At 47.8% G+C, this 13,228-nt stretch carries 12 protein-coding genes; 3 read left to right on the forward strand and 9 right to left on the reverse strand.

The window, feature by feature from the left end; all coding sequences use genetic code 11:
- Nucleotides 1-135: 135 nt before the first annotated feature.
- From AOA56_RS14085 to nrdD, 3 genes are all read right to left on the reverse strand, one after another.
- Entirely contained in the window at nucleotides 136-627 is a 492-nt protein-coding gene (locus AOA56_RS14085) for a hypothetical protein (protein WP_053769925.1), read from the reverse strand.
- A gap of 457 nt (nucleotides 628-1,084) precedes the next feature.
- On the reverse strand, nucleotides 1,085-1,678 hold the full coding sequence (gene nrdG, locus AOA56_RS14090) for an anaerobic ribonucleoside-triphosphate reductase activating protein (RefSeq protein ID WP_053769926.1): 594 nt from the start codon (nucleotides 1,676-1,678) through the stop codon (nucleotides 1,085-1,087).
- A gap of 19 nt (nucleotides 1,679-1,697) precedes the next feature.
- On the reverse strand, nucleotides 1,698-3,824 hold the full coding sequence (gene nrdD, locus AOA56_RS14095; protein ID WP_034594345.1) for an anaerobic ribonucleoside-triphosphate reductase: 2,127 nt from the start codon (nucleotides 3,822-3,824) through the stop codon (nucleotides 1,698-1,700).
- A 280-nt stretch (nucleotides 3,825-4,104) separates the two neighbouring features.
- Between nrdD and arcC the strand changes: the two genes are divergently transcribed.
- On the forward strand, nucleotides 4,105-5,034 hold the full coding sequence (arcC, locus tag AOA56_RS14100; RefSeq protein ID WP_053769962.1) for a carbamate kinase: 930 nt from the start codon (nucleotides 4,105-4,107) through the stop codon (nucleotides 5,032-5,034).
- Between the two features lie 130 nt (nucleotides 5,035-5,164).
- Here arcC and AOA56_RS14105 read toward each other — a convergent pair whose 3' ends face one another.
- Together AOA56_RS14105 and AOA56_RS14110 are read right to left on the reverse strand one after the other, a co-directional pair.
- Nucleotides 5,165-5,740, reverse strand: a complete 576-nt coding sequence (locus AOA56_RS14105) for an adenylyltransferase/cytidyltransferase family protein (protein ID WP_024731977.1) — start codon at nucleotides 5,738-5,740, stop codon at nucleotides 5,165-5,167.
- Nucleotides 5,741-5,836: 96 nt separating this feature from the next.
- Nucleotides 5,837-6,085: a hypothetical protein gene (locus AOA56_RS14110; protein WP_024731976.1), complete on the reverse strand. Its 249-nt coding sequence runs from the start codon at nucleotides 6,083-6,085 to the stop codon at nucleotides 5,837-5,839.
- 117 nt (nucleotides 6,086-6,202) lie between these two features.
- Between AOA56_RS14110 and AOA56_RS14115 the strand changes: the two genes are divergently transcribed.
- Both AOA56_RS14115 and AOA56_RS14120 read left to right on the forward strand, forming a co-directional pair.
- The gene (locus tag AOA56_RS14115; protein WP_053769927.1) at nucleotides 6,203-7,480 is read left to right on the forward strand and encodes a sensor histidine kinase; all 1,278 of its coding nucleotides are present in this window, start codon (nucleotides 6,203-6,205) and stop codon (nucleotides 7,478-7,480) included.
- Nucleotides 7,477-8,331 carry a response regulator gene (locus tag AOA56_RS14120; RefSeq protein WP_053769928.1) on the forward strand — a complete coding sequence of 285 codons (855 nt, stop codon included), beginning with the start codon at nucleotides 7,477-7,479 and terminating at the stop codon, nucleotides 8,329-8,331. The genes AOA56_RS14115 and AOA56_RS14120 overlap by 4 nt, the downstream gene beginning before the upstream one ends.
- A gap of 62 nt (nucleotides 8,332-8,393) precedes the next feature.
- On the opposite strand, the gene AOA56_RS14125 is transcribed toward AOA56_RS14120, so the two are convergent.
- The 4 genes from AOA56_RS14125 to AOA56_RS14140 all read right to left on the reverse strand — a co-directional run bounded on the left by AOA56_RS14125 (nucleotide 8,394) and on the right by AOA56_RS14140 (nucleotide 13,080).
- On the reverse strand, nucleotides 8,394-9,440 hold the full coding sequence (locus AOA56_RS14125) for a PTS sugar transporter subunit IIC (RefSeq protein ID WP_278277156.1): 1,047 nt from the start codon (nucleotides 9,438-9,440) through the stop codon (nucleotides 8,394-8,396).
- 181 nt (nucleotides 9,441-9,621) lie between these two features.
- Entirely contained in the window at nucleotides 9,622-11,364 is a 1,743-nt protein-coding gene (locus AOA56_RS14130) for a S8 family peptidase (RefSeq protein WP_048621397.1), read from the reverse strand.
- A gap of 20 nt (nucleotides 11,365-11,384) precedes the next feature.
- The gene (gene rbr, locus AOA56_RS14135) at nucleotides 11,385-11,996 is read right to left on the reverse strand and encodes a rubrerythrin (protein ID WP_048621396.1); all 612 of its coding nucleotides are present in this window, start codon (nucleotides 11,994-11,996) and stop codon (nucleotides 11,385-11,387) included.
- 67 nt (nucleotides 11,997-12,063) lie between these two features.
- Nucleotides 12,064-13,080 (reverse strand): glycosyltransferase family 2 protein, encoded by a 1,017-nt coding sequence (locus tag AOA56_RS14140; protein ID WP_024731970.1) that lies wholly within the window; start codon nucleotides 13,078-13,080, stop codon nucleotides 12,064-12,066.
- Nucleotides 13,081-13,228: the final 148 nt, after the last annotated feature.

Below are 13,228 nucleotides of genomic sequence, written 5' to 3' on the forward strand. Positions count from 1 at the left end.
GCCCGGAACAGCTTTTTCTTCCGAAGGATTGTACAGGATTCCCACAAAGAAGGGGGGATGGTCCGCCGGATCAGTTCTGCCGCTTCCTCTTCTTTTTCGGGCATTGTTTTCATCGCATACCAATTCTCCATACGCTCACACCCCTTCACTTTTGGAAGTGATTTCAAGGCCTGCCCAGAATCCCCCTTCCTGGCAGAAAGAGACGTTCAATCCTCCGCCAATTTTGGCAAGCCGCTTATGTCGGTCGATCTTCTGGATCTTTGCTTCTTTTCCTTCCAGCGGTCCCTCAGTCACAATCGTCACACCATTTCGGATGACTCCTCTTGACATGGAAACATGATGGGCTTCCCCTCCCAGTTCTCTGAGGAACTCCTCAGTCCTGGAATCCACTTGCATCGCCCTGGAATCCTGGTCCTGCATGAACCCGGACTTCTTTTGGGGAATCTCTTGTTCACATTCCAGAAAAATGAGCCCCGGAAATAGCGGCAGTTTCAACAAATGCCAGTCCCCTTCAAAACGTTTCAGCCGATCATAAGTAAAGAAGAAGGCTTCCTCCCGTCCAGATGGGTGCTGTGCTTTCCAGCCCCGGACAGCAGATTCTTCCTGACCTTTGACGCACTTTTGCATGTACCAGATGGCCGCTCCCTCCTTTTCGTATAGTTTGTTACTCTGCGAAAACCGGGAAAAACATGGTCTGTTTTAAAATCATAAATTGTGGAAATATTAGAATATAGAAAATTTTTTATAATGATAGATATGTGGACAATGAATTTGACAAGATTTTCTTGCTGGATCCTGTACAATCCGATTGCTTTTTTTACTTGTTGTGCTATAATGATGAATGGTAATCTTAAGAAAAGATTTCATTTATTATTTTACATTTAAAAATTTTTCGCAGAGTAACAAACTCTGCGATTTTTTTATTATCGACTGTCTGTAATCCCGTATTTGCCTTTTTCATTTTCTTGTCTGCTCCCATGAAAAAAGCACTCACATTTCTGTAAGTGCTTTCGTTACAAATTCTGTATGATCAAAATAACGGCAAGGCTATCGGAAGATAAGTCCTCCACTGTTTATTCTCCGGTTATTTCCCGCTTGTCTCCGGTGGAATCCCCACCTCATTTGGATTCTCTTTGACTTCTACATGGACGTATTCCGGCTGTTCCCACAGCACGACGTCTCCTGTCTCCATCGACTTCTTTACATCGATCAGCCGTTGATTGGCAGAACCACGAAAGAGCAGATCTACCTGCTTTTGCTCCTCTACAAATCTTCCATCCACCAGAACATCAATGCAGTCAAGCATTTCCCTGGTCTCATTCCACTTTGGAAACATCTGCGCGAGGATCTCTTTATCGAAGACGTACCCGGAATAGCACCAGATCGAAAGATCCGGGAATTTCTCCCGCACCCGCTTCAAAAACGGAGCCAGAGCTTTCTGATTTTCATATTCAAACGGCTCCCCGCCAAGCAGGGTAAATCCGTGATAATAGCTTTTTTCCAGCTCTCGCAGAATCTCATCCTCTGTCTGTTCTGTAAATGGCTTCCCATAACAGAAGTCCCACGCCTCCTTATTAAAGCATCCTTTACAGTGGTGTGTGCATCCGCTCACAAAGAGCGATACCCGTACGCCCGGACCGTTTGCCACATCCCACCGTTTCATATCCGCATAATACATCGTTCCAAAGCTCCTTTACCTACAAATGCATCACTCTGCTTTTGATCTCTTTTGTCTTTCCCGGATTCCAGAAGTTCTCTCCGAGATATCCGCATGTTCTTCTTGTAACATTCATCTTCGCCTGATCCTTATTGTGGCAGACCGGACATTCCCACTCGAACTCATCGTTAATCATAATCTCACCGTCATAGCCACATTCCTGACAGTAATCGGACTTCGTGTTGAACTCTGCATACTGAATATTATCGTAGATAAATTTCACAACCTCAGCTACTGCCTCCAGATTCTTGTTGAGATTCGGGATCTCCACATAGGAGATGCATCCTCCGGTGCTGATCGTCTGAAACTGACTCTCAAAAGTAAATTTATCAAAGGCGTCAATCTTCTCCCTCACATCCACATGGTAGGAATTGGTGTAATATCCTTTATCTGTCACATCTGTAATGCTTCCGAATTTCTTCTGATCGATTTCCGCAAAGCGGTAGCACAGGCTCTCTGCCGGAGTACCGTAAAGACCGAATCCAAGTCCTGTCGTCTCTTTCCATGTATCGGTTGCGGTACGGAGTCTCCGCATCAGCTTGAGAGCAAACTTCTGTCCTTCCTCCGTCGTCTGACTCTCTCCTGTCATCAGCTTCGTCACTTCGTAAAGTCCGATATAACCTAGGCTCAGGGTAGAGTACCCACCGTGCAGATATTTGTCAATCTTCTCGCCTTTTCCAAGGCGGGCGATAGCGCCGTACTGCCAGTGAACCGGGCTCACATCGGAGCTTGTTCCCTCCAGCGCCTTGTGACGGCACATCAATGCCTCAAAGCAAATGGACAGTCTCTCGTCGAGAATCTGCCAGAATCTTTCCATATCTCCTTCTGCCAAAATCCCGATCTGCGGAAGATTAAGACTGACCACTCCTTGGTTGAAACGGCCTTCCCACTTATAATTTCCATTCTCATCTTTCCAAGGGGAGAGGAAGGAACGGCACCCCATCGGTGAGAAGACATTGCCTTCGTAGTTCTCTTTCATCTTCTTGGCGGAAATATAGTCCGGATACATCCGTTTTGCAGAACACTTTACAGCCAGTCTGGTCAGGTCGTCATATACCCCACCACTTAAATTATTGTCCTCATTTAAGACATAGACAAGCTTCGGGAACGCCGGTGTTACATAAACTCCTGCCTCATTCTTGATTCCTTCGATCCGCTGGCGCAGGATTTCCTGAATAATCATTGCGTTTTCCTTTGCGTACGGATGAGATTTGTCCGGGTTTAGGAACAGGGTTACAAACGGCGACTGTCCGTTTGTCGTCATCAGGGTATTGATCTGATACTGGATCGTCTGTACACCGGATCTCAGCTCGTCCTGAAGTCTGTCGTCCGCAAGCTGCTCCATCAACTCTTCAGAAAGGACTCCTGTATATTTCTCCCTGTATTTCTTCATATATTTCTCGTGGCTTCTGTGCAGATATTTGCCCAGATGACGGATATCCACGGACTGCCCTCCGTACTGGCTGCTGGCTACTGACGCAATGATCTGTGTCATTACAGTACATGCCACATGAAAGCTCTTCGGAGACTCGATGAGCTTGCCATTCATCACAGTGCCGTTATCCAGCATATCTCCGATATTTACAAGACAGCAGTTGAAAATCGGCTGGAGGAAATAGTCCATATCGTGAAAATGAATGACACCTTCCTCGTGCGCTTTTACAATCTTCTCTGGCAGAAGCACTCTCTTTGTCAGGTCTTTAGACACTTCCCCTGCAATATAGTCACGCTGTGTGGAAGCAAGGGTGGAATTCTTATTAGAATTCTCTGTTTTTAATTCGGAATTCTCGCCCCGGATCAGACGCAGAATGGAATCGTCCGTGGTGTTGGATTTCCGCACCATCGCTCTCGTATAGCGGTAGATGATGTATTTCTTGGCAAGATGATATTTGCCCTCCTCCATCAGCTTCTGCTCGATGATATCCTGGATATCCTCCACAGCCATACTGGCAAGCTTCCGGTTCTCAATGGAAGCTACGATATCATAAATCTTCTCCTCGGAGATCTTGTCCTCCTTTTCGACTTCATTATTCGCTTTCTGTATTGCATGGACGATCTTATTTCTGTCGTACTCAGCCTCCCGTCCGTCTCTCTTTATTACTTTCATATATCATACCTCACTGTTTTCCCTGAATTTGCCCGGGACTTCTGTTCTTCGTCCCCGGCGACAATCCCAATTATAGCAGAGGTGATCCATAATTTCTACCATATCTTGTGATTTTTTTATTATTCTACTATATATGGTATTTTATACAATTTTCTAACTATTTTATTTTTCCAGAAAACATGGGTGTTGCAGCCGAATGACGGTTGCATTTTCCCTGGAAAAATTATATAATTTTTGTATCATGGACACGAAACTACAAAGAGAAATAGAGGTAATGCGTATGAAAAAAAAAGTGGTTGTAGCATTAGGACACCGAGCCCTCGGAACGACGCTCCCGGAGCAGCAGATTGCGGTCCGCAAGACAGTAAAATCCATTGCGGATCTTGTACAGGACGGCTATCAGGTTGTCATTACACACAGTAACGCGCCACAGCTTGGTATGATTCACACTGCTATGAATGAATTCGGCAAGAACCATCCAGACTATACTCCAGCTCCGATGTCTGTCTGCTCGGCAATGACACAAGGCTACGTCGGATTTGATCTTCAAAATGCGATCCGGGAGGAACTTCTTACACGGGGAATTTACCGTACCGTCAGTACGATTCTGACCCAGGTAACGGTAGATCCGTACGACGAGGCATTTTACACCCCAACAAAAGTTCTGGGACGTTATATGTCCGCAGAAGACGCTGCAGCAGAGCGAAAAAAAGGCAACTATGTGGTGGAGGAGCCTGGAAAGGGGTTTCGTCGTGTCGTTTCCGCACCGAATCCAGTGAAGATCGTAGAGCTTGACGCGATCCGGACCCTTTCCGATGCGGATCAGGTTGTCATCGCCTGTGGAGGCGGAGGAATTCCGGTCCTTGAGCAGGATCACCGTCTCAAAGGCGCCAGCGCTGTCATTGAGAAAGACCTGACGGCAGGGAAACTTGCAGAGGAGCTGAATGCCGACGCACTGATTATCCTGACAAGTGTGGAGAAAGTCTTCATTAACCGTGGTACAGACAAAGAAGAACAGCTTGGTGAGATCTCCGTCTCCCAGGCAAAGCAGTATATGGAGGAGGGACATTTTGGCGTCTACAATATGCTGCCGAAGTTCCGTGCGTCCGTCTCCTTCATCGAAAAGGGCGAAGGCCGCTTGGCTTACATTACCTGCCAGGAGGCGCTTCGTGACGCACTGAAAGGCCGGACCGGAACCATCATCCGCTAAGCCGTGTGATCGGTATCGCTGTTTAGAAACATGACAGGAGGGAGACTTCCCTGCAAGCATCCCAGACGTTTCTAAAGTCTGAGAGGTTGGAGAGGAGTCTCCCCCTTTATTTTCTCTGATGACTGTAGCCTCATTTTGTTTTTCCGGCTTCCTTTGCGATCTGAAGGATCCTTTCATCCAGATGATGTTCTGTAATATAACGGTACACACTTTTCGGAACAAGGTGATCCCACCGCTTTCCATCTATGATCAGATGTCTTACTTCCGTGGCTGTCGTTCCCTTCTCCTCAGTCGGACGGTTCCACAGCACTTCCACCTGCACGCCAAGTCCGGTTAGTGTCCGGTACTTATCCTCCCCCCAATCATCGCAAATGCTCATGTAGTACACTGCATCCCTTGGCGCATACTGAAAAATGAGCTCCGGTGTATTGATCGGGAATGGGACAATCTCAAACTGCTCTCTCGGCACGCCAAACTCCAGCATGGCAAGTCGAATCATCTCGTAGCGTTCAAAATAAGTGAATGGATTGTTCTCCGGTTTGGAACGGTTTTTGTCGTGAAGATTCACCCGGATAAATCCTGCATCCGGATTAGAAATCCCGATAATCAGTCTTTTGCACTGATTTTTTGCCGCCATCAGATACTCCATATGTTTCAAATGCAGACACTGGAATCTGCCATGAATGACCCCTGTTTTCTCAGCCATCTCTCAACCTTCCTTTTTCTTTTGTTTCACACGCTTTCTACTATAACACGGCTTTTCCAAATGGGAAGCCCGAATTGCTTTCCTCTTCCGGATTCTCTATTTCGCCTTTTCGTTAATCCAGTCTGTAATCTGGCAGAGTCCCTCATCGTCCGCCGGAAATTCTTTTCGCTCAATCTCTTCTTCCGGCGTCACATCATAGCAGTACGGTTCTTTCCAGACAGCAGCCTCCAGTTTCCCTTTCTCCATATCCAGTGCAATCCGAAACCGGATGTCCGGTTTCGCGCTTCCATAATAGGCTGACTTTTTATAATATGCAATTCCATATAAATCTTCCCGTTTCACCATGTTTTTTTCTCCTTTTTTATGATAAAATGTTTTATAATAATTCAGACATCCACAAAAATACCCTAATCTAAGTTTCACTTGTTTGAGACCGAAGATTTTACGGAGGATAACAGACCTATGAAATCTCGGAACCGCTTTGATCTTTTTCTGCACGCCGTATTTTACAGTCTGATTACCGCGGCGGCAGCCCAGTTTCATATTAATATCTTTTCGCCTGAGTTCAGTGTTTCTCTGGGGATTGTTTTTCTGGCGTCCTTTTCCATGCTTGCACAGGACTTTCCGGTGATCCCGGTGTCCGCCATATCCGGCATCTTTGTCCTGCTCTCCCGTACTTTTTACGGAAGTTTTAACGGGACTTCCCTGGGGGACGCCTTTGTTTCCTCCATTCCGGAGCTGTTTTTTTACCTGTTCTACGGAGTGCTCCTGACGCTCTACCTCGTCAGGATGCGGAAGTCCTCCATCCTGTTGGACACGATCGCCCTGCTTTTCTGCGACTATGCGGCGAACTTTGGAGAACTGATGCTTCGTCTTAATATTAATGCATTTTCGGCATCTTCGCAATCGGGAATTATCATCGCCGCACTTTTCCGGACGGCCCTGATCCTGATTTTTGTAACGGTATTCCGCAGGTATCATGTCGTCCTCCTAAAAAAAGAGCAGCAGGATTACTATCGGCATCTTTCGCTTCTGACGGCGAGACTCCAGGAAGAGGTCATCTGGATGGAGAAAAATACGTCCCTCGTGGAGTCGACGATGCATTCCGCGTACCAGCTCTTCGAGCGTCTCCGCTTGGATTCCGGTACAAAGGACGCCGCGAAGGATGCACTGATCATCGCAAATGATATTCACGAAATCAAGAAAGAATACTACTTGATTCTGCGGGGACTTTCAGAGGCACTTCTGACTGAGGACGGCAGCCGCTTTCTGGCGTTTGACGAGCTCTTTACCCTGTTACAGACACCAGTTAAACAGTTTGCGGCCTCTCTGAACAAGACGCTTACGTTCCGACTCAATGGTTCCTGTACGTTTCGTACAGCCCACGTATACGAGCTTCTTTCCGTCTTCCGTAATCTGTTTATGAATGCGGTGGAGGCTACAAAGGAGACGGAAGTTTCTATCTCCGTCAATGTGGAGGAAACGGCACATGAGATCCGCTGTTTTGTTGTGGATCAGGGACCTGGCATTGCCCCGGAGTCTCTCCCACAGATCTTTGACGCCGGATATTCCACAAAGATCAATTACGAGACCGGGGAGATCAGCCGGGGACTGGGACTAAATATCGTAAAAGGAATTGTAGAAGAAAAGCTTGGCGGGAGTATCCAGGCAGAGTCCTGTCCGGGGAGGACCTGTTTTACTATCCGGCTGCCAAAAGAAACATTGGAGGGTTCAGAATGAAATTTTACTTTGTAGACGACGATAAAAATATAAGGACCATACTGAAAATCCTGGTGACAGAACGGAATCTGGGCGAATGTTGCGGCTCCTCCGGAAACGGGGATGATGCCCTGGAAGATGTAGCTGCCCTCCATCCGGATATTATCATCGTGGATCTTCTCATGCCGGATATGGATGGAATCAGCTTTGTGGAAAAGGCACGGAAGATTTCTCCGGAATCCGCCTGCATCATGTTATCCCAGGTTGCTTCCAAGGATCTGATCGCTAAAGCGTACGAGTCGGGGATCGAATTCTTCATCCAGAAGCCGTTAAATGCGATTGAGGTGGAATCTGTAATCCGCAATGTCCTTAAAACACTGTCCATGCACCGCACCATTGGTAAAGTACAGAGCCTTTTTGAGACGGAGTTTTCCGAAAACGGCAGGCAATCAGATAATCCCTCCCCCCAGTCCGAAAATTTTCAGAGCCGGCTTACAAACGTACTACAAAAACTGGGGATCATCGGGGAGCTTGGAAGCAAGGACATCATCACTTTAATTACTTGGCTGCACGACCGGTCGGAGCCGCTGGAGCAGCAAACGCTCGGCCGTCTTTTATCCCAGTTCAGCGAGAATCCTAAATCCGTAGAGCAAAGAATCCGGAGAGCGGCATCCACCGGACTTGTCAATCTGGCGCACCTGGGACTGGAAGACTATTCCAACGACGTGTTTACAGAATTTTCAAATACCTTATACAACTTTGAACAGGTAAGACGGGAGATGGATTATATTCGCAGGAAATCGGACAAGCACGGGAATGTAAAGATCCGCAGCTTTCTTAACGCTCTTTTGAGCTACTGTGAAAATGTATAACTGTGCTTCCGAAAAAGCCTCTGACCCGGGATCGATATCCCGTCCAGAGGCTTTCTTCTATTCTATGAATCAGCCATCGCAACTTCTGCCATCTGGCTGTTTTCTCTTCCTGCTGCTTTCTTTTCGTAATGTTTCTTGAAAATCTGGCTTCCCACGAATCCTGCAAGGGTTCCGCCGATTGCGGCAAATACGACTGCCAATACAACATTCATCGGGTTGTTAAATGCAAATGGAGCCAAAAGTCCCGGAATCGGTGACGCTGTACCTGGTGCATTATTGATGATGTGGAATACCGCCGCCGACACTCCGGCCAGTCCTCCTCCGAAAAAGTTGGAACCGTAAATCGGAATCGGATTTGCCGTGATGATCGGTGCCTGTGTCAGAGGCTCCATCATAACCGCAATGACATTACTCTTATCTCCAAGTCTCAGACGGTGGAATACGATACCGTTTGTGAAGGATCCACCCACACAAGCGATCGCCGCGATTCCCATCGCCAGCCCGTCCAGCCCGATCATCGCTGTCAGCGCCATGGAACTGAGCGGGGAGGTACAAATCATCTTCATAATTCCTCCAAGCAGGAATCCCATAACAAGCGGAGATTGCTCTGCCGCCGCTGTAATCGTGCCGCCGATCTTTGCAAGTGTCATATTCACAAGCGGATCAGCCGCTGTCGCCACTGCCAGAGAAAGCGGAGCTACAATCAGGGCTCCTGCGATCACATCAACGCCCTCCGGGAGGTATTTCTCAATTACCTGAGAAACCAATCCGACTACATATCCCGCGATAAATCCAGGCAGAATTCCGAACTGTCCTAATACAACACCTGACGCAATCGCCAGAACTGGATTTGTACCCATGCTGAGCGGCACCGCAATCGCTGCAGCCACGCCGCCAAAGCCTCCTGCGTTCTCACCTACGGTTCTGAAAAAGGAAATTCCAAACAGGTCTCCTGAAATATACTTATGAATAGCCTCCACAAGGAATGTTGCCACCGCTGCGTTTGCCATACCGCTCATTGCAAGAGATCCTTTTGGCATTTTCATACTGAAAAGGGAGAAGATTGCCAGCGTAAGCAGAAGCATCCCAACTCCTGACAAGATAGTGATCATATTGTTTCCTCCTTTAACTGCGTCTTATAGATTTTCGTCCTCTTTTTCTTTCTGGTTATAAATATAACCTATGAGTTTCAAAATCCTACAGGAGGTATCAAAACAGATAATATTTTTTTCTTATCAGAGAACTTTTTATGCATTATGCTTAAAAACACCTGGCAAAAAGTGTTTACAATCACGAAAGCCTTGTTTCCGGGATGCTGTCCCGCACACAAAGCGCCCCGTATCCGAGCTGATTGTTAGGCCAGACTTCAAAGCCCGGAAGCTGTCTCGCCCCCCTTCTTAAGTATGCTTTAGCCTTCTCTCCATATAAAAACGGATCGTTTTTTTCTATCATTCCCCATTCCATCAAAAGAGCCGCTCCGCCTGCCGCAAATGGTGTGGCAAAGGAGGTTCCTGTAAAAGCAGCGTACCCGCCCTGTCCCTGGACGGAGATGACATTGACTCCGGGTGCGGCAAGATCGGGTTTCTGATTGTCCTTGTTTTCTTTCCCCCGTCCGGAGAAATCCGCATATGTCATGGCTGTGGCATCGTAAGCCCCTACGGTCAACACCCGGGAGGAAGTAGAAGGGATGGTGAGCGTCCGCTCCTCCGTCGGATAGAAGAAGGCTGTACCTTCATTGAGGACATAGCTCACCGGAAGCCACATCTCGTACTGTCCGGTGACAATCTGTTCCGGAATCAGAATAATATTCCACTCCCCACTGTTGACATAATCATCCGCCGGCAGAAACTCCATGTAAATCTCATTGAGTCCACTGTATGGACTTGGCTCCCCATAGTAAAGAAGAAGCTCTGTTTTCCCGACCCGGAACCGCTGCGTCCCCATCACTTCCCGGATGGGACCGACTCTCTCCCCGGAAGGAGTCTGAAGGGCCACTCCAATGACATCTGTATAATCCGTCCAGATCTGAAGGCTAAACGCCCCCTGCCGCTCCTGCACCGCCAAAGGAATGTTCCGCTCCTCTCCCTCTCTTAGAAACCCCGACGCATGACCAGCCTCAGCTCCCTCGTTTCCCGTTCCTACGCTGATGAGTGTTCGACCCGTCTCTGCCGCCGCGTCCAGAAACCGTTCCGGCAGGGAGGTGCCATTATGAGATCCGTATGTATTTCCGAAACTGATATTGATGGACACCGGCATCCGAAGTTCTTCTGCTTTCTTTACGATATAGTCCACCGCCTGCATCAGCTCCGCCGTCCTAGGGAAACCAATGCCGCCCGGATTTCCCAGTTTGACGACGATCAGTTCCCCATCCGGCGCCACACCCCGGTACTGCCCTTTGCTGTTTCTGCCATTTCCCGCTGCCACCCCTGCCACGGCGGTTCCGTGTCCTGAGGTATCAAGGCTTGGCACCCTTTGTAGCTGCATCGTCCGGTTGGGCTGTCGGAGCGCTTCGTTGATCTCTTCCGCCGAAAACTCTGTCCCGTTCCGGTATCCGGCAGGCGGGCTGCCCTCCACCGTCTGATCCCATAGGAAACGAATTCTCGTCGTTCCGTCCTCGTTTTGAAAATCCGCATTGGAATATTCAATGCCAGAATCAATGATCCCGATCAGCACGCCCTTCCCCGTCAGACGCAAACGTGGTGTCTGCACCGCGTCGATGCAAGACACCCTTCTTCCGTTTGCTACTTCAAAAAACAGCCTCTTCGGTTTTTCGATATAGATGACTTCCTCTAACGAAGCCAATTCGTCCAGATCTTCCTCCCGTATCCTTACGACCGCAAAATTTTTCAACAGTGGGATGACATCCATCGCAATCCGGTCCACCGAATCCAGTGTCCCGGAATACAGGATAATGACATCCCATGTATTGTCCGCCTCATCGTACCCCACCTCGAGATTGCCGGAACGAAGCCGCTCCTCCTGTGTTGCGTCCAGTGCCAGATTCAGCACATTTTCGATTTTCTGGCTTGTCATCTCATTCCCCTTTCTTTCCCTTAGTTACAATTAGAAAATCCAAGATACGGTGCCATACAGGCCGGGATAAAATAGCCTCTCTCGTGGCGGCACACCGGACAGACCGGAGGCACCTTCGCGCCTTTAAAGATATATCCGCAGTTCAGACACATCCACTCTCCGCCGGCTTCCTGTTCATAGTACGTCTCCTGCTGAAGCATCTGTGCAAGTTTTGCGAAGCGTTCCCCGTGGATTCTCTCGATCTTTGCAATCTGGGAAAAGGCATAAGCCGCCTCAGAAAATCCTTCCTCCTCAGCAATCTTCGCAAAAGCCGGGTACACATCCTTATGCTCTTCCTCCTCATTGTGGGCTGCCATCTTTAAAAGCTCCACCAGACTCTCTGACTGGTCCACCGGGTATCCTCCGTCGATCTGGATGGTACAACCCGCTTCCGATTTCAGGAGCTCATAAAATCTTGCGGCATGAGCTCTCTCCTGATCCGCTGTAAAGAGGAAAACCTCTCTAAGCGCGTAAAACCCTTTCCGACAGGCTTCCTCTGCCGCGATTGTGTAACGGTTTCTCGCCTGACTTTCCCCTGCAAAGGCTCTCATCAGGTTCTCTTTTGTCTGGCTCTGTGCAAATTCAACGGCCATGGTGCATACCTCTCTTTCTCAATCTTTTATTGAGTAGTATGCACCATGGCCGTTCTTTTATTCATATTTAGTTAAATCCGATAATCCGCCTCATCACGGAGTATCCCATGGACGAGATCTTTCTTCCCGGCTTACCTGGTAAGTTCATCGTCTGTCCAAGGATGCCATAACGAATCTTGAAGTACGTCCGGTAATCCTTCTTCTTGAGGTAGATCCAGAGTTCCTTTTTCTTTTCCAGATTTTCCTCTTTCTTGGAACGAATACAGATGATGGAAGAAACCGTCATCATAATCGCCAGATATTTTATCATATAGTTTCTCAGCTTCTTGTTAGGAATCATCCGCATCTCATACATCTCAATCATCGTCTTATTCACAAAAAGCTGCTGATCAATCCGCTTGATCATATTCTTCTCATTGACCGATTGGTCGTCCCTTCCGATATAATACCGGTACAGATTCACGTCCAGATAATAGATCGTGCTGACATGAGGCAGCGGATAGTAAACATAAATGTTATCCACATAAAATGTATGTTTTGGCAGCCGGAGCTGACAAAGCTTTAAAAGCTCCGTCCGGTAGATAACAGAATGCATCAGAATATACTGATCCACTCGGAAATGTCCCAGATCATTCCAGCCGAAAATTCGCTCCTGCGGCAGGCAGTTTCTGTAGTGAATCACCTTCTTGTGTCCTGCCCCTACTTTCTCATAGACATAGTTGGAGATGAACATATCGACTTCTTCATCCTTCTCCTCGAAAGATTTCATTTGGTTTAAAACCTGAATCAGAGCCTCCTCATCCAGCCAATCGTCACTGTCCACCACCTTAAAATATTTCCCTGTAGCATGGAGAAGTCCGGTATTGACCGCTTCACCGTGTCCGCCGTTCTCCTGGCTGATCACCCGCACAATATCCGGGTATTCCCGCTCGTAGCGTTTCCCGATCTCCTCAGTCCCGTCCTTGGATCCATCATTGACAATGATGATCTCGACGTCCTTTCCTCCTTTGAGTACGGACTCGACTGCCCGCTCCATATAATCTTGTGAATTATAACATGGTATTGCAAATGTAATATACTTCATTGTTTTCCCCCGTTCCTGCGTTTGCAGTTACTGTTTACAGTATAATCGCTTTTCTCTGATTTTCCAAGCATATTTTTCAAGTCCTCCATTTCTTCTATTGTGCATCGTTTCTTTTTTCGTTATACTAAAAGCAAAATCGAATCAACTG

The organism is Sellimonas intestinalis (genome assembly GCF_001280875.1).
Taxonomy (GTDB): Bacteria; Bacillota; Clostridia; order Lachnospirales; family Lachnospiraceae; genus Sellimonas; species Sellimonas intestinalis.

Excerpts from the sequence above, each read along its gene's own strand:
- AOA56_RS14085 (WP_053769925.1), bottom strand. The coding sequence starts at position 627 with ATGCAAAAGTGCGTCAAAGGTCAGGAAGAATCTGCTGTCCGGGGCTGG.
- nrdG (WP_053769926.1), bottom strand. The coding sequence starts at position 1,678 with ATGTATTATGCGGATATGAAACGGTGGGATGTGGCAAACGGTCCGGGC.
- nrdD (WP_034594345.1), bottom strand. The coding sequence starts at position 3,824 with ATGAAAGTAATAAAGAGAGACGGACGGGAGGCTGAGTACGACAGAAAT.
- arcC (WP_053769962.1), top strand. The coding sequence starts at position 4,105 with ATGAAAAAAAAAGTGGTTGTAGCATTAGGACACCGAGCCCTCGGAACG.
- AOA56_RS14105 (WP_024731977.1), bottom strand. The coding sequence starts at position 5,740 with ATGGCTGAGAAAACAGGGGTCATTCATGGCAGATTCCAGTGTCTGCAT.
- AOA56_RS14110 (WP_024731976.1), bottom strand. The coding sequence starts at position 6,085 with ATGGTGAAACGGGAAGATTTATATGGAATTGCATATTATAAAAAGTCA.
- AOA56_RS14115 (WP_053769927.1), top strand. The coding sequence starts at position 6,203 with ATGAAATCTCGGAACCGCTTTGATCTTTTTCTGCACGCCGTATTTTAC.
- AOA56_RS14120 (WP_053769928.1), top strand. The coding sequence starts at position 7,477 with ATGAAATTTTACTTTGTAGACGACGATAAAAATATAAGGACCATACTG.
- AOA56_RS14130 (WP_048621397.1), bottom strand. The coding sequence starts at position 11,364 with ATGACAAGCCAGAAAATCGAAAATGTGCTGAATCTGGCACTGGACGCA.
- rbr (WP_048621396.1), bottom strand. The coding sequence starts at position 11,996 with ATGGCCGTTGAATTTGCACAGAGCCAGACAAAAGAGAACCTGATGAGA.
- AOA56_RS14140 (WP_024731970.1), bottom strand. The coding sequence starts at position 13,080 with ATGAAGTATATTACATTTGCAATACCATGTTATAATTCACAAGATTAT.